General features: G+C 47.5%; 18 protein-coding genes and 1 tRNA gene. 4 read left to right on the plus strand and 15 right to left on the minus strand.

Translation table 11 applies throughout. From position 1 onward, the window contains the following. Window positions 1-39: 39 nt before the first annotated feature. The gene (locus OIN60_RS13570; RefSeq protein ID WP_305755379.1) at window positions 40-1,461 is read right to left on the minus strand and encodes an extracellular solute-binding protein; all 1,422 of its coding nucleotides are present in this window, start codon (window positions 1,459-1,461) and stop codon (window positions 40-42) included. A 62-nt stretch (window positions 1,462-1,523) separates the two neighbouring features. After that, a complete protein-coding gene (locus OIN60_RS13575; protein ID WP_305755380.1) occupies window positions 1,524-2,360 on the minus strand; it encodes a carbohydrate ABC transporter permease in 837 nt (278 codons plus the stop codon). Between the two features lie 162 nt (window positions 2,361-2,522). Here OIN60_RS13575 and OIN60_RS13580 point away from each other — a divergent pair, with 162 nt between their 5' ends. Further along, window positions 2,523-3,638, plus strand: a complete 1,116-nt coding sequence (locus OIN60_RS13580; RefSeq protein WP_305755558.1) for an RNA-guided endonuclease InsQ/TnpB family protein — start codon at window positions 2,523-2,525, stop codon at window positions 3,636-3,638. Window positions 3,639-3,800: 162 nt separating this feature from the next. Here OIN60_RS13580 and OIN60_RS13585 read toward each other — a convergent pair whose 3' ends face one another. The 6 genes from OIN60_RS13585 to OIN60_RS13605 form a co-directional block, all read right to left on the minus strand. Then, window positions 3,801-4,622 (minus strand): carbohydrate ABC transporter permease, encoded by an 822-nt coding sequence (locus tag OIN60_RS13585; RefSeq protein ID WP_305755381.1) that lies wholly within the window; start codon window positions 4,620-4,622, stop codon window positions 3,801-3,803. Between the two features lie 173 nt (window positions 4,623-4,795). Then, window positions 4,796-5,506: a glycerophosphodiester phosphodiesterase gene (locus OIN60_RS13590; RefSeq protein ID WP_305755382.1), complete on the minus strand. Its 711-nt coding sequence runs from the start codon at window positions 5,504-5,506 to the stop codon at window positions 4,796-4,798. Window positions 5,507-5,752: 246 nt separating this feature from the next. Then, window positions 5,753-6,763, minus strand: coding sequence for a LacI family DNA-binding transcriptional regulator (locus tag OIN60_RS13595; RefSeq protein WP_305755383.1), 1,011 nt, complete (start codon window positions 6,761-6,763; stop codon window positions 5,753-5,755). A gap of 241 nt (window positions 6,764-7,004) precedes the next feature. Continuing rightward, complete coding sequence (locus tag OIN60_RS13600; RefSeq protein WP_305755384.1) at window positions 7,005-7,343, minus strand: DUF6809 family protein; 339 nt, start codon at window positions 7,341-7,343, stop codon at window positions 7,005-7,007. A 309-nt stretch (window positions 7,344-7,652) separates the two neighbouring features. Then, a complete protein-coding gene (locus OIN60_RS22640) occupies window positions 7,653-7,736 on the minus strand; it encodes a putative holin-like toxin (protein WP_355318476.1) in 84 nt (27 codons plus the stop codon). A gap of 50 nt (window positions 7,737-7,786) precedes the next feature. Beyond that, window positions 7,787-8,125 carry a winged helix-turn-helix transcriptional regulator gene (locus OIN60_RS13605; RefSeq protein WP_305755385.1) on the minus strand — a complete coding sequence of 113 codons (339 nt, stop codon included), beginning with the start codon at window positions 8,123-8,125 and terminating at the stop codon, window positions 7,787-7,789. Between the two features lie 105 nt (window positions 8,126-8,230). Between OIN60_RS13605 and OIN60_RS13610 the strand changes: the two genes are divergently transcribed. After that, a complete protein-coding gene (locus OIN60_RS13610) occupies window positions 8,231-8,614 on the plus strand; it encodes a RidA family protein (protein ID WP_305755386.1) in 384 nt (127 codons plus the stop codon). Window positions 8,615-8,911: 297 nt separating this feature from the next. Here the strand turns inward: OIN60_RS13610 and OIN60_RS13615 are convergent, their stop codons facing one another. After that, entirely contained in the window at window positions 8,912-9,901 is a 990-nt protein-coding gene (locus OIN60_RS13615; protein WP_305755387.1) for an aldo/keto reductase, read from the minus strand. Window positions 9,902-10,131: 230 nt separating this feature from the next. Between OIN60_RS13615 and OIN60_RS13620 the strand changes: the two genes are divergently transcribed. Continuing rightward, window positions 10,132-10,794, plus strand: coding sequence for a TetR/AcrR family transcriptional regulator (locus OIN60_RS13620; RefSeq protein ID WP_305755388.1), 663 nt, complete (start codon window positions 10,132-10,134; stop codon window positions 10,792-10,794). 135 nt (window positions 10,795-10,929) lie between these two features. On the opposite strand, the gene OIN60_RS13625 is transcribed toward OIN60_RS13620, so the two are convergent. The 4 genes from OIN60_RS13625 to OIN60_RS13640 all read right to left on the minus strand — a co-directional run bounded on the left by OIN60_RS13625 (window position 10,930) and on the right by OIN60_RS13640 (window position 20,095). Continuing rightward, window positions 10,930-16,329: a pectinesterase family protein gene (locus OIN60_RS13625; protein WP_305755389.1), complete on the minus strand. Its 5,400-nt coding sequence runs from the start codon at window positions 16,327-16,329 to the stop codon at window positions 10,930-10,932. Between the two features lie 288 nt (window positions 16,330-16,617). Then, window positions 16,618-17,499: a carbohydrate ABC transporter permease gene (locus tag OIN60_RS13630; protein WP_305755390.1), complete on the minus strand. Its 882-nt coding sequence runs from the start codon at window positions 17,497-17,499 to the stop codon at window positions 16,618-16,620. A 26-nt stretch (window positions 17,500-17,525) separates the two neighbouring features. Next, complete coding sequence (locus OIN60_RS13635) at window positions 17,526-18,482, minus strand: ABC transporter permease (protein ID WP_305755391.1); 957 nt, start codon at window positions 18,480-18,482, stop codon at window positions 17,526-17,528. A 92-nt stretch (window positions 18,483-18,574) separates the two neighbouring features. Then, a complete protein-coding gene (locus OIN60_RS13640) occupies window positions 18,575-20,095 on the minus strand; it encodes an extracellular solute-binding protein (protein WP_305755392.1) in 1,521 nt (506 codons plus the stop codon). A 287-nt stretch (window positions 20,096-20,382) separates the two neighbouring features. Between OIN60_RS13640 and OIN60_RS13645 the strand changes: the two genes are divergently transcribed. Beyond that, window positions 20,383-22,689, plus strand: coding sequence for an AraC family transcriptional regulator (locus OIN60_RS13645; protein ID WP_305755393.1), 2,307 nt, complete (start codon window positions 20,383-20,385; stop codon window positions 22,687-22,689). A 232-nt stretch (window positions 22,690-22,921) separates the two neighbouring features. Here the strand turns inward: OIN60_RS13645 and OIN60_RS13650 are convergent, their stop codons facing one another. Both OIN60_RS13650 and OIN60_RS13655 read right to left on the minus strand, forming a co-directional pair. Beyond that, a complete protein-coding gene (locus OIN60_RS13650; protein WP_305755394.1) occupies window positions 22,922-23,422 on the minus strand; it encodes a DinB family protein in 501 nt (166 codons plus the stop codon). Between the two features lie 288 nt (window positions 23,423-23,710). Further along, window positions 23,711-23,795: transfer RNA gene (locus OIN60_RS13655), tRNA-Leu, on the minus strand. Between the last annotated feature and the right edge of the window lie 108 nt (window positions 23,796-23,903).

The following is a 23,903-nucleotide window of genomic DNA, read 5'->3' on the forward strand; positions in this document are numbered from 1 at the left end:
ATGGATTTATGTTGAAAATTAGCCTAGTAATGATTTGGTTTATTGCTGACCTTCCAGCCAACTCTCCGTCTCTTCCTGCGCTCTCTTCATTCCTTCGACAGGCGACAATTCACCTAACAAAATGCGCTCTACGTTCTCCGACAAAATATAACGCGGTTGTCCGGAACGATAAGGATAGCGGGGCGCCCACAGTTGGCTCATTTGTTTGAGAATAATGTCCATCTGCGGCTCTGCCTTCACACTTTCCCAATCTGCCGCTGCCTTAAGGACAGGCATACTCTGAGAGCGTTGTTCTTCCCACATGTATTTCTGAAAAACTTCGCTTCCGCTGAACTTCAGCCATTCCCAGGCAAGATCTTTGTTCTGGCTTGTTGTACCGATGGCAAACGGGCTTCCCGCAAACATGCCGCCCATTCCTTTCTCGGAATGCTTGAAGAGAAGCGTCGCCTGGTAACGATCTTGCGTGCCGAATGTTTTGATGCTGTCGATAAAGCCGGGTGCTACGCGCAAGTTGATAGCGACATTGTTGTTATCCTTCAAGAAGTTCTCGCTCCCTTGATCCACAAGCACACCCTCTGGAGCATACTGGCTCGCTTCCTTCAGCCGTTCCGCCGCCTCGATCATCGTCGGCGAATCGAATTCCACCTTCATGCCTTTCCACAAGAACCCGGTTCCCCACTGACCGCCAAGCGATTCGTTGACGTTCATGACAGTATCTGCGGCATCCTTTCCATTAAAGGTCAATCCATAGTTTTGTGCGCCGGTTTTCGGGTTGTTTCCCGTCATCTTCGCCGCTTTTTCCAGCACCTCATCGATCGTTGGCGATTCGGACAAATATTCGACACCCCAATCGTCGAAAAGCTGCTTGTCATACACAAGGACACGCGCATCGCCGATGAACGGCAAACTGTAAATTTCCGGCTCCTGGTCGTTCGGCCCCATCGCTCTCCAGCCGTCCACCTGACCGTTCAGATAAATACCCAGATCGAATTTGTCTTTTTCAATATAAGGCTGAAGCGACTCCAGCAGTCCTTGTTCCGCGAACGTAGCGATTCCGGGCACTTGATATACGTCGGCTGCGCCAGACTGGAGCATCGTTTGCGTCTTCTCGTTGTAGCTATCCCATCCCATAAGCACGAATTCGACCGTCACGCCGGGATACTGTTTTTCAAACTCTTCTTTCAATACATGAACCCCTTTAGTTGTCACTCCTGTGACAGGGTCCGTCGTGTCCTCAAAGGAGAAGCTTCCGATCAATTGCACCTTCACCGTTCCCGACAGTTCCTGCTTAGATGAAGTCCCCGGTTCGGATGAGGAGTTCTGCGATTCGGGTGCCGAACCGGCAGACTTGTTGTTCGATGCGCTGGTATCGGCGCTGTTTGTCCCGCTGCATGCGCTGAGTATGGCCATAAATATGAAGAACAGAGCAACGGCGCTAAACCTGGATTTTCCTTTGAACATCGTGATTCCTCCATAGATTTAAGTATTTACCTGCACTTTCTCCCTTTCTTCCCCCCGCCCCATCACTCTCCTTTCAAGCCGCTTAATGCAATGCTTCGAATGATATATTTTTGGAAAAACAGGAACACCAGCAGCATAGGCAAGATGCTCATCGCCGCCAGCGCCATCGTAACCCCGGCGAGCCGTCCGCCGTTCTCCGTGGAGAAACTGGACAGGAACAACGGCACGGTCTTCAGATCCTGGTCGTTAATGACGACAAGCGGCCACATGAACGAATTCCAGCTGTCTTGAAAAGACAGGATTGAAAGCGTCGCCGTAATCGGGCCGGTCAGCGGTGCGAAGATGTAGAAGAACGTCTTGAATTCACCGGCACCGTCCATTTTGGCGGATTCCCTCAGCCCCTCCGGAAGCTGATCGAAATATTGCTTCGCCAGCACAAGACCGAGCGCATTAACGATCGAAGGAAGGATGAGCGGATACTTCGTATTGATGAGACCTATATCGTTGAACATTGTAAACATCGGGATGAGCCGCGTTTCGAATGGAATCATCATCGTTGCCAGCACTGCAAAGAATAACAATTTCTTTCCCTTAAAGTTACCTCGTGAGAATGCATATCCACCAAGCAATGCGGAACTGACGCTAAGAACGACGCTAAAGACGGCGATGACGATCGAATTCCAATAGGCCAGGAGCAATTTGTTATTCTCGAATACAAGTCCGTAATGAAACCACGAGAACTCCTTGGGGATAAGCCGCGGCGGGAATGGCATCGCAACGTTCGCCGTTTGCTCCAGACTGACGCTGATCATCCAGACGAACGGATAGATCATAGTGAAGCCAGTGGCTGCCAGCAACAGGAAAACCATGGCGTTCAGGATTTTCTGCCTATCTTTCATAACCGCGCATGGACACACGCGACTTTAGCCGTGTGAGGAATTGCGCTCGGCATAAGGGCTACCATTGGTAGCTCGAAAGCCGAAAGGTCCATGCTTCCTCCTTTCATCATGAGAATTTAACATGGTGTGCTATATTGAATGCAGTGAAAAGAGGTGAATCCGATATCCACCATTACAGCAAAAATCCAAATCGATGTCCCGCATGAACATACAGAAATGCTCACCAAGACCATCCAAACCTATCGTGAAGCATGCAACTATCTTTCTGGAATTGTCTTTCAAACCAAAGAGTTACGTCAGCGTGCACTCCATGACTTGTATTATCGAGAGCTGCGAAGTCGTTTTGGTTTGAAAAGCCAAATGGCGCAATCAGTGATCAGAACGGTCATCGCCCGCTATACCTCTGCCCGATCCAACGGACACGACTGGAGCTTAATCCGATTCAAACGACCTGAATATGATCTGGTATGGAATCGAGATTACTCGTTGAACGATGATCGGTTTAGCGTAAATACGCTGGACGAACGAGTGAAGCTTCGTTACAAAAAACAAGGCATGCAGCACTTCTTTGATGGCACATGGAAATGGGGCACAGCCAAGCTCGTGTATAAACACAAGAAGTGGTTTTTGCACATTTCCATGACCAAAGAGTTCCCTGAATTGGATCTTACAAAGGTCAAACACATTGTAGGAATTGATTTGGGAATCAACTTTCTCGCCACCACCTACGACAGCCAAAGCCAGACGACGTTTTATCCTGGACGAACCGTGAAACACAAACGGGGCCAGTATAAAGTCTTACGCAAACAACTTCAGATGAGACAAACCCCCTCCGCTCGAAAGCGACTCAAGGAAATCGGTTCAAGAGAAAACCGTTATGTTACCGATGTCAACCATCAGATAACCAAGGCACTCGTTGAAACGTATCCGAAAGGCACGCTGTTTGTGATCGAAAATTTAAAAGGTGTTCGTTCCGCCACGGAAAAAGTATGTGTTCGCCATCGGTATGTGTCGGTTTCCTGGGCATTTCATCAATTCCGTGAGATGTTGGAGTACAAGGCTCAACTGAACGGACAGGGCGTCATCGCAGTAGATCCCAAGTATACGTCCCAGACCTGCCCGAAATGCGGACATATTGAACGAGCCAATCGAAACAAAAAGACGCATAGCTTTGAATGCCGAACTTGTCACTATCGTTCGAACGATGACCGAATCGGTGCCATGAATCTGTACCGCAAAGGAATCGAGTACATCGGTACAGGTACAACAGGAGTATAGCTCTTGTTGTAGGGGCGAGGTCGACCGTCCTGATGTTCCAACACGCTAAGGTAGGAGCACGATAAGGTGCGTTTGCACTACCGGTTAGGAATAAGTCTAAAAGGCTTGTGCGCAGCTCAAGCACTGTCTACGAAGTAGGCAGAGACAAGCTCGTGACTTGAGTCATGAGTTGTTGACGCGCAACAACTTGGTATTGAAATACGTGAAGATCAGAATAAGCACAAATAAAATATAGGCTGCGGCCGATGCAATACCGTACTCATGGCCGCCGAAACCGCGCTCGAATATGAATCCAACGACCGTATACAGCGACCGGGCCGGGCTACCTTGCACCCCACCGAGCATGTACGCATCGGAGAAACGCTGCAGTCCTCCGATCCAGCCGAGGATGAACAAGATGGCCAGACTTCCAAGCATATTGGGCAAAGTGATCCGCCACCATTGCTGCAACGGCGAAGCGCCATCGATCGATGCCGCCTCATAGTATTCAATCGGGATCGCTTGCAAGTTCGCCAGATTAATAATGATAACGAAGCCAAGCCAGTGCCACACAGCCAGGATCACCGCTCCCCATTTGGCCGAGACGGGTTGTGACAGCCACACGACCTTCTCAAATCCGAGCAGCTCAGCAACATAATTCAACGGCCCATCTGGATGAAGGATCGCGAGGAACACCGTTGCCGCCGCCACCATCGAGGTTGCATTCGGAATATAGAACAACACCTTGAAAAAATACGAAGCCCGCCGCAAGCTATTAATCAGACAAGCGATGAGAAAACCGATCGGAATCGCGATCAGAAGTTGAAAGATCGTGATGTAGATCGTGTTGTAGACCGCGTACCAGAACGTCCCCGAGGTGAGCACGTCCGCGTAGTTCTGAATTCCGACGAACCGTTCCTCCGCCCCCCGCATGAAGCTGAGCCGCAGCGACTCACTCAAAGGATAAAGGGTAAAAATCAAAATGCCGAGCAATGTTGGGAGCAAGAATACATACCATACGGCATGCGATTCCCGTCTCGAGGCGCTCCTCCATCTTCCGAACGCCTTAGCTTTTGATTGTCTTGCATTCAACTGCAACATGATTGTCGGACAACACTTCGGCTGTCCTCCTCCCTTCTATCATGGAATCAGACAATATGGTATCGATACCATATTTGTCAAAGAAAATGGGCGTCATCCGACGACCAACGCTTCGCTAGCTCCATGCAGGCGGATACGTCCATCACGGACACTGCGTCTACCCCCATGTCAACATATTTGCGGAGCAGCGCCCCGTTCGCCGGCAGCGTATAAATCCAGACGAGCAAGCCGCGCTGTGCCGCATGCTCGATCAATGCTGCGCGGCACGATTCGTAATGGGCGTTCACCCCGGCAAAGCCTGCTTGCTTCACCTGCTCGCAATGTCGCCGGATATCCGCATCGTAATCGTCATCAGATGTGCTTAGCGGGATGTGTGGCAAATTCCATACGACATGCTTTGCCCGGATGCCATGCGCAAGATGGTCGGCAACACCCGTAAAGTACACTTGACTCCAGGCGTCCAGTCGGTCCACGACCTTCGCTGCGGCTTCATAAGCTTCGGGTGTCTTCAAATCCAGGTTGAATTGAATACGCTTATTGAGGAACTGTCTCAATACGGTTTCCAGCTTCTCGACCGGATCGTGTTCGGCACTCATCCACTCCGTATATGTGTAGAGCGAGACGTCAGGTTCATCATCATGATAAAGCACCGCTGCGCCGTCCTTCGTCGCGCGAACGTCCACTTCCAGCATGTCGGCGCCTGCATCGAAGCCGGCTTGACAAGATTCTGCCGTGTTGTAAGGGGTTCCTTCGCAGCCGGTATGCGCGATGATCTGATAACGTTTCATTGTGCCAACTCTCCTTCTCCAGTCAATTCTGTTCCAGTTCCAGTGATTTCCTCCGCGATCAACAGTTCGTCCATCGTACGTTCCACCCTTTACAACATTGATATGGTATCGTTACCAGAAATGATTCTGTGTTCATTCTAGCTGGCTTATGTAAAATCTATTGCTATTTTTTGTTTGACATTATGTAAATTGCACAAAGCGAAAAAAATCACCCCTTCGGGTGACATAGATTGTTCTCTGGGAGCACTACATTAACGCTCGACTGCTTTCACGTACGACGAGTCGATGCTGCAATATAATATCCGAATCGAACGTGAACTCCGGGTTTACGATCAATTGGTGCATATAGTCGACCGACTTCCTTCCAAGTTCCTCCACCGGTTGCTCCATTGAGGTAATCGCAGGGCGAACCAACTCCGTTATCCGACTCCCGTCAAAACCGACGATGGAGATATCTTCCGGCACCTGCAGTCCGTAATCCAGTGCACAATTGAGCGCCCCAACGGCCATATCGTCACTGGCGGCAAAGACGACCGTCGGCAACTCACCTTGTCGAATGATTTCCTCCATCAGCCTGCGCCCTGAAGGTAGCTTGTAATCGCCGAATTTGACGAATCGTTCGTCCTGCTCCAGCCCATGCTTCTTCATCGCATCAAGAAATCCGCGATACCGATTCAATCCGGAAGTAATGTCATCCAAATCACCGCCGAGATAAGCAACGTTCACATGCCCTGTCTGAATAAGATGCTCCGTCGTGTCGAAAGCGGCTTGATAATCGTCAATCATCACTGACAAGTATGCGGATGATGGGGCTTTCACACTGGAAAACAAAATCGGCATCGAGGCGCCCGCAAAAAAATCAAGAATGCGGTCATCAAACTTCTGATGCATTACAATGATGCCATCGACCCTCATGTTTTGAAAAATTCGCAAGTACTTCAGTTCTTTCTCCATGCTCTCCGCGATGTTACCAACAAGCAGATTATATCCTTTCTCACTTGCGGTTGCCTCGATGTTGCTTAAGATCGTCGAAGAAAATTGATTCGTCAAATCAGGAACAATGATGCCAATGATACTCGTCTTCTGCGACTTCAAGCTGCGCGCGATGTGACTCGGCGAATAATTGAGCTCTTCAATGACCCGATTGACCTTCTCAAGCAGCGCCTTGCTCACATACTTCTCACCGTTCAACACCCTGGACACACTGGTAACAGACACACCGGCTCTTCGCGCGACGTCTTTAATGCTTGCTCCCACCTTGCCACCCCTTAACCGATTACGTTCCTATAATTACGATATGATACGTCCGTCCATTCGTCAACTTTCATGATGGGCGAGAAAGACCGACGAAATTCAAGAGCGCCGAAAAAGGTTTTGCGTAACGTTACGCCAATTACGTATTTGTTAGTTTTACACAAGAGAATGCCCAACCGTGAGCTCGTTTGGATATTTATTTCCATTTATTTACATCAATTTCAGGGAAAAAGGTATCGCTCCCCTAACTTCCGCCCATAACATCAGGTTTGCCCCCTCTGAACACCTCTACCATCACCAAAGCCCCCATTCTAAACCCCTGGACAAAAGCTTCACTTGCAAGCATCGAATTAGACTCATCATTTAAATCCAATATCTGCTCAAGGGCCGCAAATTCGCTCTCCGAAAATCTCTGTTTGACTTCCGTCATTAATTCAGAAATTTTTCTGTTGAGCGGACGATATTCCGGATCTGTGGGGACCATTCGTTCTTCAGGATCCAGGTTGCCTCTGTAAAGTTCCTCCAAGATACTTTTCATTTCACACTTCCCCTTTAAGAAGATTATGTAAAAATCCGTGTACATTCGTTTATCACCCAAGCTAAGTTTAAACTACGTGAAAGCTGCATAGTGAGTTTTATGCATTTTTCGCATAAAATCTACTTGTGAGTGGATGTTTTCTCACCAAATGAATATATAATGAACTGACCGAATCCATAGAATTATACATAATTACACAGCAATCCGTTGAATTGTATAATTTCATTGTGGTAACATAAGAATAGAAAAAGGACCGGCGGCAACCGGTCCCTGCACAACCACCGCTAAAAGAGCGGGCAGCCAGTAATAACACACTCACATGGAAATGAGCCGTTATCCTATCCACAGGGCGGCTCATTTCCGCTTATTGAAAGACAGCATGGCAATTACAAACATGCCAAATGCAAGCATCAAGTATAATGCTTCAAACACTGTCATAGCCTCACCTCCCTTCCGGGAGATTTGGCTTTTCGTTTAGAAAACTGGATTCAATTATTTTGGTTCTTGGCTCCCCACTCACATAACTGTTCCAAAACGGGTAACAGGGTTTCCGCCTTCTCTGTGAGACTGTACTCGACCTTAGGGGGAACTTGAGGATACTCTTTCCGTTTCACCATGCCATCTGCTTCCAATTCTTTAAGCTGTGAACTCAATGTTTTATAAGTAATAGCCCCGATCTGTCTCTTCATATCATTAAAACGAACAGGTTGCTTTTCTGCCAGCAGGTACATAATTAGCATTTTCCATTTACCACCAATGACTGACAATGTATAACCAAAAGGTGTCTCTTGAATATTACCCTTATCTTTATAGTCGGCCATGCTCATGTTTGCACTATCCTTTCTGATAGTACCTATCAATAAAGTGCGTACTATTTTTTTGTTTGCGTTCATTTTATACTAGCCTTACTTTGAAGTAAAGGAGACAGCAAAATGGCTAATATTAAAACATACGATCACGGTCTTTGGGATCATGGCATCTCCCAGGGTTATAGCGTCAACGGCACCATCTACATTTCGGGACAATTTTCCCACAATACAGAGGGCGCGTTTGTTGGCGAAGGCGATATCGAAGCACAGACTCGGCAGACACTGGAGAATCTGGATCGTGTGCTGGCGGAATTTGGTGTCACGAAGTCGAACCTTGCTTATGTGGAGCTCTATCTGACAAATCCGCAAGAGCATCTCGAGCCGGTCATCGGGCTGTTCAGGGAGTATATGGGCGACCATCGGCCGGCCGGCAGTGCCATCGGCGTGACCTACCTGGCGTTCCCTGAGCAATTAATCGAAGTCAGAGGCGTCGCACACACGGACTAATCCGGCCACCACGCCCGGCGCTACGCCCGGCAGCGGACTTCGAAAAGACGCGACCGCTATGTTCTGCTCCATATAAAAATACACTCACGCACTATATGTTTGCGAGGGTGTATTTTTATATGGAGCAAGTGCAAAAAGCGTGGTAAACCAATAGGCCATATGCCGTCCGCCCCATTGCCCGGTATGTCTGTCGCCACTTTGATACCGCTATACGGCCCAAGCAAAAAAAGCTCCTGAATCGTCACAAGGACAAATTCAAGAGCTTTTTCACTTTGACAAATTAACGACCATCATTAGTTAGTCTCTTGTAAAATTTTCGAGCATTCCAGCGGGATATCGGCTACCTGCTGACCCGTGCGGAAGAATTCCAGCAATACGTACCAGATCCTCCTCGGATAATACAATATTGCTTGCACCCACATTTTCTTCAAGGCGCTGTTTGCTCCGCGTACCGGGAATGGGAACAACGTTCTCATTTTGGGCTAACAGCCAAGCCAATGATAACTGTGCTACAGTTATATTTTTGCTTGCAGCCAGTTCTTTAAGTTGTTGGACTGCATTCATGTTATAGGTAAAGTTACTTCCTTGCCAACGCTCGTCCCAACGACGCATATCGCCTTCCGGATACTCCTCCGCTGGTTTGACAGACTCAGTCAAAAACCCTCTGCCTAATGGTGCGTACGGCACTAATCCGATACCTAACTCCTTTAACAATGAAAGAATATTACGTTCTTCTAGTTCACGCTCAAAAATAGAATACTCGCTTTGCAATACGGACACTGGTGTCACAGCATGTGCGCGACGTATCGTTTCCGGTCCTGCATTGCTCAATCCAAAATACTTCACTTTCCCTTGTTGAATCAGCTCGCCCACTGCGCCAGCAACTTCCTCAATTGGAACATTCGGATCCGGGATATGCTGGTAAAAAACATCGATGTAATCTGTCTGCAGATAACGCAGGCTGTTCTCTGCCACTTTACGTATATTGTCCGGGTGGCTGTTGAAGCTGGAACCGATAGATTCAGTTGTCATATCAAAGCCAAATTTTGTGGCAATTACAACTTGATTACGAATGTCTTTAACTGCTTTCCCCAATACTTGCTCATTATGACCATTACCGTATAACTCTGCGGTGTCAAAGAAATTAACACCCAGATCATAGGCATGGCGAATCGTTTCAATACCCTCTTTCTCGTCAGATGAACCATATGCTATAGAAATACCCATGCAACCAAAGCCAAGTGCAGAAACACGCAATCCCTGTTGACCTAAAAATCGATATTGCATACTCTTTCCCCCTTCATTAATAAGGCTAATTACAAGCCATAGTCAGTTACATAACGACCAGCATACTCAAGAAGTTTATACTTCAGGTTTAGCATCAGATCATCGAAGTAATGATATCATACAAAAAAATCAAAGTAAACAAAATATATATTTTTTGTTTACTTTGCATACAGAGCGTATTATGTATTTTATGTAGCGGAAGAGTTATAATGTTGAACGGGGTGAATTAAATGAACAACAAGATGATCAATGATAACCATCATGAAACAAGAAATAAACTTATGGCGAAACTAGTTCCCTACGTAAGGAAAAACGGGTTTCAATCCCTTACAATGGACGAAATATCCAGAATCATGAGTATCAGTCGCGCCACATTATATAAATATTTCTCTACTAAAGAAGATATTGTGGAGCTTATAGTGGATGGTTGGGTGAAGTATATTCATGAAATCGTTGATGAAACGACTGGGGAACGTATTGATGTTCGATTTCAGCAAATTTTTGAACAATCGGTCATGTTAATTCAATACCTCACAGATGTTTTCTTGAACGAACTGGAATATAATTATCCTGAGAAACATGAACGCCTAAGAGAGACATTAAAAATGCGCGAAAATCAGATATTAGATTTCTACAATGAAGGCATGCGACAGGATATCTTTAACCATATAAATGGGAAAATTTTCATTAAACAGGATGAGATTTTAAGAGATATACTGGATACAAAGTACTTAATGGAGAATAATCTTACAGTTTATACTGTTATTTTTGATTATTACAATATAAAAAAGCTACAATTATTTAAACCTGATCAGCTTCAAACTTTAGACGATAGTACAATGATTGCTAAAATTGAACATATGGCCAATAAAATAACCAGAAATCTGCTTTAGCTAATATTGGAGGTGTTAATTGTCGACTCTATGAATAAATTGTTATCGAATAAAAAGTACCACTTCTAATGGAATTCATCCCTGGAAGTGGTACTTTTCATTACCATATTACTTTTTTACCATTCAAGCCCCCCGTCATTCGGATTTTTCTTGAAAATGTACGGAATATGCTCGGACGGTACCGTCTTGTGCAGTAACCCGTATTACTGCTGTGCCGGGAACCGATTCAGCCTGCTCGGTCGTCACTTCACTTGTGTCCGACACCGCAACGCCGTTCACGATCGGCAAGTCATTCGCTTGATCTAGCTTTACTTCGTAGTCGAGCTTGGCAGCATCAAAGCCCGCTAGAGGCTCGCCATCGACCGTTAAGCTGTTTAACTCGTTTCGGCCGTCAGCCAGTGTAGTGATAGCAGCCGGATTCCATCCGTCGCTGCCTCTCAGCAAAAGAGCCGGCGTCAGTTTTGCTGCTTCCGCCACAGTTAGCTGCTTCGTCCATCTCAGTCTTTGTTGCGGCTGAGCCCCTGGTCCATAACTTGCAAACTCCCCGTAACGCGCCGTTGTTTCATTATTCGGATTTCCCCAGTTATCCCAGCCTTCCGGCTTGATATGGTCGTCCATGTAGCTATGGATATACATGACATACGAATAAGGCCGCCATGGCCTGCCAAGCGATACCGCTCCGGTCAACCCCGGCTCCGAAGTCAAGCGGCTGTTCAAGAAGATATAACCCGCGCTCTGATCTGCGGTGGAAGCAGCCGTCACGTAACCTTCGTTCAAGCTGTGAATGATGCTGTTCTCGAATACGGCCGTTGCGCCGCCGAAAATAAAGTCGACATCACCTTCAATATAGCTGTCAACGTAATATTGCCTACCGCCATGAGCATACAGCGTATCCTGCCAACCTCGAAGGCTTACGTCGCGGAACGTCAACCGATCCGCAGACGCATAAAGCGCGACAGCCTGACCCGCATCGTCTCCGGCATCGTTCTGGATCGTAAGATGCTCTGCAGTGAAATCATTCGCTTGCACCCGGAAGCTGTAGCTGCCCGATGTGCCGAGAGGCGTACCGTTAGGACCTATCGTGCTGGCGGAATCCCCGTACACGAGAATCGTCCCTTCCCTGCTTTCGCCAATCATGCGAATGGGGGATTTTCCCGAAGGCACATCCAGTTTCTCGCGATAAATGCCATCTTTGATTTTAATAATCGTTGGAAGATCCCCCCCGCTCGGCACGGCGTCGATGGCATCCTGCACTTTCTTGAATAACGCGCTGCCGTCCGCCGCGACGGTAAGCACTTGCGCAGGCATTTCGCTGATCACGACCGAGGATGCTCCCTCGCCTGCTTCGTTCGATGCAGTGACCACATAGTAATAGAGTACGCCGTTCGGCAAACCGGAATCCGTCATTTGCGTTGACTCAAGGTCATCTGCGACCGTCACGAACGGACCGGCAGCAGATGTGCTTCTTCTCACGGAATAACGGTCGGCTCCTGTTGCAGGCTCCCAGCTAAGATCGATACTGCCGTCGCCAGGCTCTGCAAGCAGTGCAGCAGGGGCCGCAGGCGTCCCATCATTCTGAAATGGACGCACGCCGATCGGCATTGAATCGAGACTATACGTAGCATCGCTAACCGCAGTTATTTTATAGTAAAAAGGTTGGCCGTTGATCAGCCCCGAATCGGCATAAACACTGCTCGCTACTCCCCCGGCAATGATCGTATACGGCCCATCCGGATGATCGGCCCGTTTAACGTCATAAGCTTGGGCGCCCGGTACGGACTGCCATTCCAGTTCCGCTCCGCCCGGCACCGGCTTTGCCGTGAATGCGGGAGTGGAGAGATGACTATAAGGTGTAACACTTACAGCCACCGAATCCTCGCTTTCACCGGCAACGCTCGTAGCAGATATGACGTAATAATAAGTCGCGCCGTTTTCAAGACCTCCGTCACGAAACGTCAAGCTGCTTATTTGAGAAGCAACTGCAACGAAAGGACCTTCAGGGCTGTCTGAGCGTTTTACCGTGTAATGTGTCGCGTAGGGGACCGATTCCCAATGCAAATCTGCTTGCGAGCTGCGCGCGTTTCCTGTCACCCCTGTTGGCGCTTGCGGTTTTACAGATTCCTCGGAAGGAGCTGCGGATGTCTGATTGGAAGCACCGCTTTCGCCGGTCGTCCCCATTGCGGTGACCACGTAATAATAGGTCGTGCCATTGGCGACCGTCTCGTCGATGTACGTGACGTCGGTTACATCTGTCGCAATCGTCTCGTAGGGTCCTCCATCGGTGACACTTCGCTTTACATTGTAAGAGGCTGCATTTTCCGCTGCGGTCCACTCCAATCTGACCTTGCCGTTACCAGGTACGGATAACAAGCCTTTTGGACTCTCGACAGGCTCGACATACACTTTAATATTGTCGTAATATATCGTACCCTTGCCGGTTCCAGGGGTCTTTGCCGATATTCGCGTTATGCCGTCTTGTTTGACGTCCGCCTGAAACGGCACGTCGTCGGCCATTAATACTTGATCAACATAAATATCCGCCGTGTGCGTAGCCACCTTCGCCACAATCTTCAGGTTATACCACTGGTTATTCGCCGGCGGGTTCATCAGCTTGTGATCCGCGCCGTTCAGCTTATAGGTCATCGTGTAATTCGGCTCCGGAGAAGGGAGCGCCGGCTTGCGGATCTCAATCGTTAGCGGCGACCGGCTGCCCGAATCATTTTGAAGAGATAACACGGCTGAGGTGCCCGGCCATCCGGGGGCCGCAACGTCTGTCTCGATAATAACGGTACCGAGCTGCGGCGTGAAGCGTTTGACGAACTGCGAATTGCCCGCCGCATTGTCGAACAGCATTAATGCTTTAGCCGAGTCATTGCCCGTCATATTCTCCGGGACTTTTGTAACAACCAGCTTATGAGCGTCGTCCTGAGGGTCTGGTGTCACCATGTATCCAACCGGTGTCGTATCCGGGTCTTCGCTTTCGAATTCGTCATCAACGAGATAGATGGTTCCGCTCCCCGTTTCGGGTTCGCCCTCCGGCACGGCGCTTGCTTCTGCTGATGCAAAGCTGATGCCTTTCGCATTCTGGGCGTTTACGATATAGTAATATGTTTTGCCTGCGATAAGACCCGTATCGGAATATGAGGCTTCGGTAACGCTCGCTGCGATCTGTTCGTAAGGCCCTCCCGGCAACTCGCTCCGGAGAACATTATACGTATCCGCAACTTCAACCTCGCTCCACGACAGCGTAACCGACTGGTCTCCTGGTGTTGCCGTCAATTGGGATGGGGCGGTCGGATAATCCGCATCCAATGCCGTGGCAGCCGCATTCGAGAACGTGGATGCGTTGTATTTATCTACCTCGTCATCCGGCTTCGATGCGTCTGCGGCCAGGCCGAAGTAGACGGTCTCACTTAACGGCATCGTGACCGAGTCGAATACGGTCCAGTTTTGACCGTCACTTGACGTAAGCGAAGTGAACTGATCACCCAGACGAACAATCTTCACCCAGTATGGCGTTGATACGAGTGTCTCCGGTTCTTTTAGCTCGATCTTGCCGCCGTCCGACTTTCGGGTCATGCCGATGTACTTCTGCCCCCCCTTCACATACGGAATGAAGAGGCCCACGAACCGGGAATCCGGGTTCAAGCTTTCGCGGACCATGACTCCGGCCTCTGCACCGTCGTCCGTAGCCGTAACACGCTCGATCCGTGCAACAATTTCTCCATTGCCTGTGAGCTGCTGATAAGCAAAGTGGAAGCTGTCGGACCTGTCGGCAATATCTCCAGACGCCTTAACGATAACGTCTGTCTTGGATGAGCCAAGCTGCGTATGCCCTGCGATACCCGGCGTTCCGATATCAGCCGCTTGCCACGGTGCAATACTTCCTTCCCGATTGACATGAATCGCTACATTACTGGACTGTGTGGATGTGCCCGAGTCGTCAACGGCACGCACTGTCAGGAAATGTGTTCCTTCCGGCACGTTGCTCCAACTGTACGAATAGGGTGTCGAGTTGTCTTCACCAAGCTTGGAATCACCAGCGTAGAACTCAACGTTGACTATCTTGCCATCGCGATCTGACGCGGCTGCCGTGATTTCAACGGTTTCTCCATCTGCTGCAATTGTGTTATTCGCAGGAGTTAATATCTCGACTTCCGGGTTAGCAAAACTTTCTCCTGCGATGCCGTTCAAATACTCCTCCAAGAACGTGTAACCCGATTCGTGAATGCCGTTGCGGTCAGCAGTGTCGTTCGGATTCAGTCCGTTCGCCGTCTCCCAATCATCCGGCATGCCATCATGATCAGCATCCGCAAGTGTTGATTGCACTTGCTCGAATTCCTGATAACCACCGACCTCCTTCTGCGAATTGATGTGCCGTCCGGTGCCGGTCGCCGTCTCATGAACGATTCTCGCGTCGATGGCATCCCGTTTCGGCAATACCGCCCCTGCCTCCGCCAGGACGCGATGATAAGCAGTCTCGGCCGGCTCGGGATTAGACAAATTCGGCATGACCACAGGTTCCTCCAGCTTGGAAGCCGGATTGGCGACCGTACCCACGCCTTTCCAGTTGTCAGCCGTCACAGCGGGATAACCTTCGACTATATTTCCGTCAATATACAAACGCGTCTCGGGCGCAACATCATGGAATACACTGTTGCGCATGGGACGATACGTATTCGGACCGGATTTATAATAGTTGTTGATCAGATTATAATTGCCCTGCTCACCGCCATACGCAGAGAAGAATCCCCAGTTATAGATGATGTTGTTGAACATCTCGAACGGGTAGTCTGGTGCTCCGGCAAGCCTGGGATTGCGGCTGACGTTGTGTGCGATCAGATTGTGATGAAACGTCACATTGTTGCCGCCCCAGATGCCCCCATATCCGTGTCTGCCCTTCTGATGTGTCGTCATGAGCATACTTTCCGAGACCATGGACCACTGGACGGTCGTATTCTCGTTTCTGTACATGCTTAGCACTTCATCCACGGACCAACTGAACGAGCAGTGATCGATGATGATATTTTTATAATTTCTGCCACCAAAGGCATCGTCTTCGCTTGGGTACCGATCGCCTAAGCGGAAGCGCACATACCGTACAATAACGTTATCCGCGTGAAAGGACGTCCAGTAATCGGATACGGTTATCCCTTCACCTGGAGCGGTCTGTCCCGCTATCGTTACGTTTGTGCCGGTAATCTTGAGCGGCGACTCCAGATGAATCGTACCGCCAACGCGGAATACAATCGTTGTGTTGCTGCGACCCACGCCTTCGCGTAGCGAGCCCGGACCGGAATCGGCCAGTGTCGTTACTTCGTAGACGTCACCTCCTCTGCCGCCCGTCGTATACATACCGCCGCCTTCCGCTCCCGGAAATGCAGGGATCGATGCGCTTAATTTCTCAGTCGTGATCTCGATCGGCAGAGACTTATTCGTCACCGCTTCATCCACGGCTGTATCGGCTGACGCCATGCCTGACAGCAAGCTGACCAGCATGGCCACACTCAATAAGCTCGATAGCAACTTTTTCAATAGAATGCCTCCTTTTCCCCATCGTTGTTAAGCTGTGCCTGACGTCGCTGATAAACAGAAGCAGGATCTTCCATATTCATTTCCCTCTGCATCACCCCTCTCACTTATTCATCCGTTTTGTAAACGCTATCAATTCGTGAGTAAAAAAAGCTCGTTCCGCCTAACGGATAATCCGATGCATATAGGCTGAACAAGCGATGGTGTAAAGTATGATATTGTCTGCCGCTGACCAGATTCATCATCAATGCTCTCGTGCGAGTTCAAGCAAAGGCTTCATGACGAGAATGTTCAACCTTTAATGCTTCCTAACAATGCACCTTTAGCAAAGTGCTTCTGCAGGAAGGGATACACTACTAAAATAGGCAGGGTAGCAACTACGATGACAGCCATTTTCACACTTTGAGCTGGCGGGAGCACATCTTCGCTTGCCCATCCTGAAGTATCGGCTGTTAATGCGCTGGCAATAATTACGATTTGCCGTAAGATCACCTGGACCGGCCATTTGGCCGGGTCATTAATGTACATGATCGCCTGAAAGTAAGTATTCCAATAGTTAACTGCATAAAACAAAGATATCGTGGCTATAGCCGGCATCGATAACGGAATGACGATCCGGAAGAGAATGCTCCAACTGCCCGCTCCGTCGATTTTAGCCGATTCCTCCAATCCTTCCGGCAAGTTCTGAAAAAAGTTGCGCATAATAATCAGGTTAAAAGCGCTCATCGCCGACGGGATAATTAAAGCGCCATAACTATCGATGAGTCCTAAGCTTTTCACCACTAAGAAAGTGGGGATCAAACCGCCGCTGAACAGCATGGTAAAGACAATCAGAAACATAATCATGCTTCGTCCGCGCAAATCTTTTTTCGACAATGCAAAAGCCATCAATACCGTCAGCAGCATGCTAAACATAGTACCCACAACTGTGATAAAAATAGATACACCCATTGCCCGAATGACCGTATTTGTAGAAAAAATGTACCGGTATGCATCAAGTGTGAATTCGGTTGGAAAGATCACAAACTGCTTTTGAGCAAGCTCCCCAACGGTGGTGAAAGAACCGGCAAAAACATAAATAAATGGAAGAATGGTGACGATCCCTATGAAAGCCAACAATACCAAATTGATTCCGTCGAATAACCGACTTGCCCATGATTTGTCCTGGATCATACCATCGCCTGTCTCCTTTGTGCTGATTAATAAATTCCCTCTTCGCCAAATTTCTTTGCAAGCCAGTTCGCCCCAACAACCAATACCAGCCCTACAAACGATTTGAAAAATCCTACCGCTGCGCTATAGCTGAATTGGCCTTGCTGCAAGCCCGCTAAATACACATAGGTATCAAAGACTTCCCCGACTTCACGATTCATGGCATTCAATAACAGGAAGATATGTTCAAACCCTACCTCCAGAACGTCTCCAATTTTAAGCAGCAAAAGAATGACGATGACGCTTCGAATAGATGGAAGGGTAATATGCCAAATTTGCCGGAACCGCCCTGCACCGTCGATTCGCGACGCTTCATATAGCTGAGGGTCAATGGAGGCCATAGCTGCGAGGTAAATAATCGTTCCCCAGCCCGCTTCACGCCATATAATCTGTAAAATGTACATAGGCCGGAACCAATCCGGATTCATCAAAAAGTTCACTTTCTCAAAACCTGCTGCCACCAGCAATTCATTCATCAATCCTCGATCCATAGATAGCATCACGAAAGAAATCGAAACGATAATGACCCAGGACATAAAATGCGGGATGTAAACCATCGTTTGAATGGTACGCTTAAATACCTGCTGCCTGACTTCATTTAGCATTAGAGCCAGCACAATAGGTACTGGGAAAAAGAAAATCAAGTTCAAAAAAAATAATACCAGCGTGTTTATAAAAATATTTAAAAACATGGGTTCGGAAAATAATCGTTCGAAATGAGCAAATCCGACCCAATCGCTGCCTAGGATCCCCTGATATGGCTTGTAATCCTGAAAGGCGACGACTGAACCAAACATAGGAATGTATTTAAATACTACAAAATAAAGGAATCCCGGAAGCAGCATGAAATATAAAGCGCCATTTTTCATGATGCTTTTTACCAGATCTTCTTTGTGCGAAAGACGGTTTAGAGATTTGACTTGTGCACTCGCGTGGTCGTTCATTGTTCGGACCCACTCCCTTCCTTCTCTCTGCTTATAAGGGTCGGCGGGGCTCGTTGCTCGCAAGCCCGTCTGCAGCTTCTTATTTAGCCGCCCTATTTTGAGGTCTGATATGCTGCGGTATACTCATCGATGATCTTTTGTCCTCCATCGGCAAGCCATTTGTCCACAACCGCCTGGAACCCTACTTCATCGATATCGCCAATAACAAACTTATACGTTGCATCGTTGATTAATTGCTGCAAACGTTCCCCCATTTCAATGAAAGTTTTGGATTCCAGTGAAGCAACTGGATTTTCGATGAGAAATTCATTATTGTCTACGACCAGACTTTCCGCTTTTTGTTTAATCGGATCTTCCCATTTCGCTCGGAGAAGGTCCGGAATGGACATTTCTCCGCCGATTGCGATCACTGAATACGGTTTCACTTCGCGATCCAACATTTTTGTATCATCAACAGGCTTCGCCATTCCGTCTACCACCGTGTAATGCTCTCCTTCAACTCCCCACATCACCAAATTGGCAGCCTCCGTAGACATCAGCTTGTTATAGAACGATAAAACTTCTTTTAACTGCTCTTCGGATTTGATTGCTGATTTAGGGAATAAAAGAACCTCGCCTCCCCCTTGTACAGCCATCCACACGCCCAGTCCTTTAGGTCCTTCAATACGGTTGTGGACATCCAATACACCATTGGGATTCACCTGGCCCATTTCGGTCTGCAGCCCCCATGCATCCGGCATAGCGCCTATATAAGCACCTGCTGTCCCACTGACTAATAAAGCACGCTGATCCTCTTTACTGGTAACGGGGAAATCCTGGTTGATGAGCCCTTCCTGATGCAGTTTACGAAAAAATTTCATGGTCTCCAGATATTCCGGGAACATGAATTCAGGCAACAGCTTGCCGTCCTGTTCTCCCCAATAATTTGGCGTGCCATGCCATGATGCGACCGTTTTAAACGCACCGTAAATCAAGTCGCTTCGATCCGTGAGCCCGATCGTATCGTTCTTGCCGTTTTGATCCGGGTCATTGTTTTTGAATTGCTTGAGCATTTCATAAAGCTCGTCCAGATTCGCCGGTGCTGATAACCCTAGCTGATCGGCCCAATCCTTGCGGAAGATTAAACCTTGACGCGACAATGGCCGCTCAGAGTACAGGGAGTACAGTTTGCCGTCTACTTCCATGTTTTGCAGTATGGAAGGATTCAACTGACTAAGGTTTTCGAATTCGTCCAGATAAGGTCCGATTTCCCAGAACTGTCCGTCAATTATGGCTTCGCGCAGTTTGTTGATATCCCCGGAGAAGGCCATCGGCAATGCTCCTGTAGCGAAAGCCGCATTAATCTTATCCTCGTAAATCGTATTTGGCACCCATTGAATATCCAGCTCCGTGTTGGTTTGTGCCTCGATCAATTTTTCCATTTTGTCTGATGGAACTTCAGCGACATGGAGCTTTGCAATCATAGATATTTTAGTCGGAGCTGTCTCATTACCGGCTCCGCTGTTCGTGTCACCCGTTGCTGCTGGTGTTGATTCATCGCTGCCAGAGCAACCAACGAAAAGAGCCATTGCAACCCACATTGGCACCAGAGTTGCCAACTTTCTCAGTTTCATTTCATGACCTCCGTTTGTAATATTTGGATTGGTTTTGACAATTCCCATTCTAGGGTTGGAGCATGATTACGTAAATGATCCATTCATTTGATCAGGAAATCCCTGGTCACAGACGCCTTTTGCAGTTGCATCTATAGGATGATTATCCATGCAAAAGATGATTATTCTGATGAACAGTTGCTCCACAAATATAATGATCATTACCGCAAAAATGATTATTGCTGCAATCGCTGATCGAAGGCTACAATAAGATTGTAAGCACTTTCATAAATGGAAAGGCGGTTCTTATGAACAGGCACAGCATCTATACCAAGATGGTGATCTTCGGATGTGCAGTGAGCATCATCCCGTTGCTATTGCTTGGTTATTTCTCATACCAGAAATCCTCAGAATCGATCCAAAGCCATGTCAACGAAAGCCGCCTTGATTCTTTGAATCAGTTGAGAGCCAGTATGGAGCAACTTCTGCGATCACTAGACTACACCATGAGTTATCTCATAAATACGTCACTGGTACAAGAATCCATTTTTCAAGAAATGAACTATCGAGAATTCGTGCGTATTAATCATCTCACCAGGGAGCTGTCATTGCTTAAATCACCGATAACCAAAGTAGACGATGTCATATTGGCTAGCTATGTATCCAATTGGCTCATTAACAATCAGGGCTTGTCTACGTTCGAATCTTTTAAATACAAAGATCTGTTGGTGGACTTAATGAATAAAGAAGCGGTCACTTCCTGGATCATTGTCAAAACTGACCAGATTAGCTCAACCTATAATTCAAGCTATAATTGCCAATACGCTGTCGTTCTCGCCAAAAAAACACCCTACTTGTCTGCCGAGAAACGCGGAATTGCCGCTGTAACTATCCCCACCTGCAATATGGCCGATATCATTAATCAACCTCCTGCCAGTGATATTATGGTTCTGGATCAAACGAATCGTGTCATTATTCATCCGCAACAAGACAAAGTCGGAGCCCGGCTGGATGATTTGGGATACCTGGACTCCTCTGAGCTGTCTTTGCTTGAAGGTGACGCTGGCGAGTTTTTGTCGAAGACGGGGCATCATTCAGTTACCTATATAAAATCACCCTTCAACCAGTGGACTTATATTTCATTTACCGAGTTGTCTGAGCTTACCAAAGAATCCCGCGATATCGGCTGGTTCACCTTTTATGTTTGCATGTTCATCATTCTGGGATCGATGGGCCTGGTTTGGCTGGGCAGCCGCAACGTGTATTCACCGATCCGGCGTCTTTTTCAGGATGTGGTACAACGTGTACCGGAAGGCAGAAGAGAAAAAATGAATGAAATCCAATTCATCAATGACCATTTCAGGGACATGTTTACATCGATCTCTACGTTAACGACAGAATTGGGCAGACATCGTGAGCAGGCCATGAGCCTTTTTCTCCATAAACTTTATCTTGGTACGAACAAAAAATCCGAGACGGAGGATAAGCTTCGGCTATTCGGCTTGCAGGATCGACTATTACCGTGGAATCACTTTATTATACTTACGCTGCAGATTGATTTACTGGAGGATACACGCTACGAACAAACAGATCTTGATCTGTTGCTATTCGCAATGAATAACATTATTGAAGAAATGGTCCCACCAGAGGAACGATTGCCTACCATTATCATTGAACAAACCCATGTCATTTTGATAGGCAGTGAAGAAACGAACCTAAATGCCTTTAACGATTACATCTATAATTTGACGGAGCAAATGCAAAGTAACATAAGGGGGTTTCTGGATTTGGATGTGAGCATCGGCGTCAGCTTGCCCTTCCACCATTTGCTGTATGCCTCACGTGCATATCGGGAAGGTATGGAAGCGTTGAAGCATCGTATGAAGCTGGGCAAAGGTGTCATAATCCCCTATTTCAGCATGAATTCGGGCAATCACAGCAATGTGTATTTCTATCCAAAGCAAATCGAAAACGAGCTCTTGGACTCCATTCGGATCGCAGATGAACATCGGGCCCATAAAGCGTTGCATCAATGGCTGACGGAAGTATTCCAAAAAGAAAGGGAACCGCATGAATATCAAATCTCGTTAATTTGCCTTCTCAATGAGTTCATGATCCTTATGCAGGAAAATGGCATCCCACAAAAGCAAGGGTCTGGCGAAGCACAGTCGCTTTATGAGCAATTATTGCAAATGTATATTAGCGCAGAAATCGAAACCTGGTTTAGGAAAAAGCTAATAGCTCCAATCATTGAAGTATTCCGTGACCGGCAAAATTCAACCTATCATAATCTAAGCGAACAAATCATCCATATGATACAGAACGAATACAATCGGGATATTACCCTCGATGAATGTGCTTCAAGGTTACATTATAACTTGTTCTATGTTAGTAATATTTTCAAGAAGGAGACGGGTGTGTCCTTCAGCGAATACCTTGCGATGTTTCGATTGAACCAAGCAAAGAAGCTGCTTATTGAAACCGATCTTCCGATTAAAGACATTGCTGAGCGGCTGTCATACAATAACCCACAAAACTTCATTCGTTACTTCCGCAAGCTGGAGGGAATCACACCTGGTCAATATCGTAAAAATCATCTAAATAAACAAGCATAGTACCTTTGTGATACGGTTTTCCCTATTGCTAGCAACAGCAAGTTGTAGCCCCCGATGGCAGCATCAACTATTCGAAGAAAACAAAGTTGTGGGCTGGAGTTGCTGGTTTTACGCAGTTTTCCAGTTCAAAGATCAAATGCAACAGCGGCGGACTAGGGCGTGAAAATAAAGCCCTAGCCTGGCCGCTGTTGCGATCCTTAAATTATGCTGAGCACCTGTAAATGACGCACACTCAAAGCGGTGGCGTCGTCACTCCTAACTGTGCCCAACCTTCCTTGGAAGGACCATATACTGCAGGTATAGGCAACCCCGCTTGGCGCATCAGAACTGTAACTTGGCCTCGATGATGAACGATATGTTTGATCAATCCCATGAAGATCGTCGCGTTGGATTCCATTCTGCCGAACGCATTTTGAATTTGCTTCAACGAATCGTCCGTCCACTGCTCTTGAAGAGCAGTGACTACATGAGAGCTTATCTCATTAAAGGTTTCCGCAATCTCCTTTGCAGACGGCAGTTCGTTCGGATTTGACACTTTTGCTACCGAGACTCCGAATTCAGTTAAATAATCCGGGATATTCGCGACAAAATGCCACGCAATTCTTCCCAACATCCGTCCCTCCGGATATACCTGCTGCAAGAGCGCTTTATCGGTCAACCCGTCCAGCACCTTCTGGGTTAATACAGCCTCTTTCTTCCATTCGGCGATCAAATCTTCAACTGTAACGTACATCTTCCCATCCCTTTCTTGGATAAATTCGCTTTCAAGTTCATCTTAATCGACAATGGTGACAGCTGTTGTCATAGTTGTACATTTTTTCAGTTGCGCCGGCTATCGCCAGGGCCGGACTTTTGATTTCCGCCTGTGCTTTTACGGTTTCGCAGATTTGTTCATCTTGAATACAGTTCAAAGTTTTCTTCGGCTCAAGTGGTGAGCAAGGTCTTGCAAATTCCGGGTATATAAAAAAGCTCCTGAATCGTCACAAGGACAAATTCAAGAGCTTTTTCACTGCTAAATTGATGCGGTCGAGAGGACTCGAACCTCCACGGGGGGTTAGCCCACACGGACCTGAACCGTGCGCGTCTGCCAATTCCGCCACGACCGCATATTTGAAAGTAAATCTATGAATCACGTAATTAATACTATACATCCAAGCAAGTCAGAAAGCAAGCTTTTTTTAAGCCGAACTTTGTTTAAGCAAAAAAGCAGGTTC

The sequence above is a fragment of the Paenibacillus zeirhizosphaerae genome (assembly GCF_030705605.1).
GTDB lineage: Bacteria > Bacillota > Bacilli > Paenibacillales > Paenibacillaceae > Paenibacillus > Paenibacillus zeirhizosphaerae.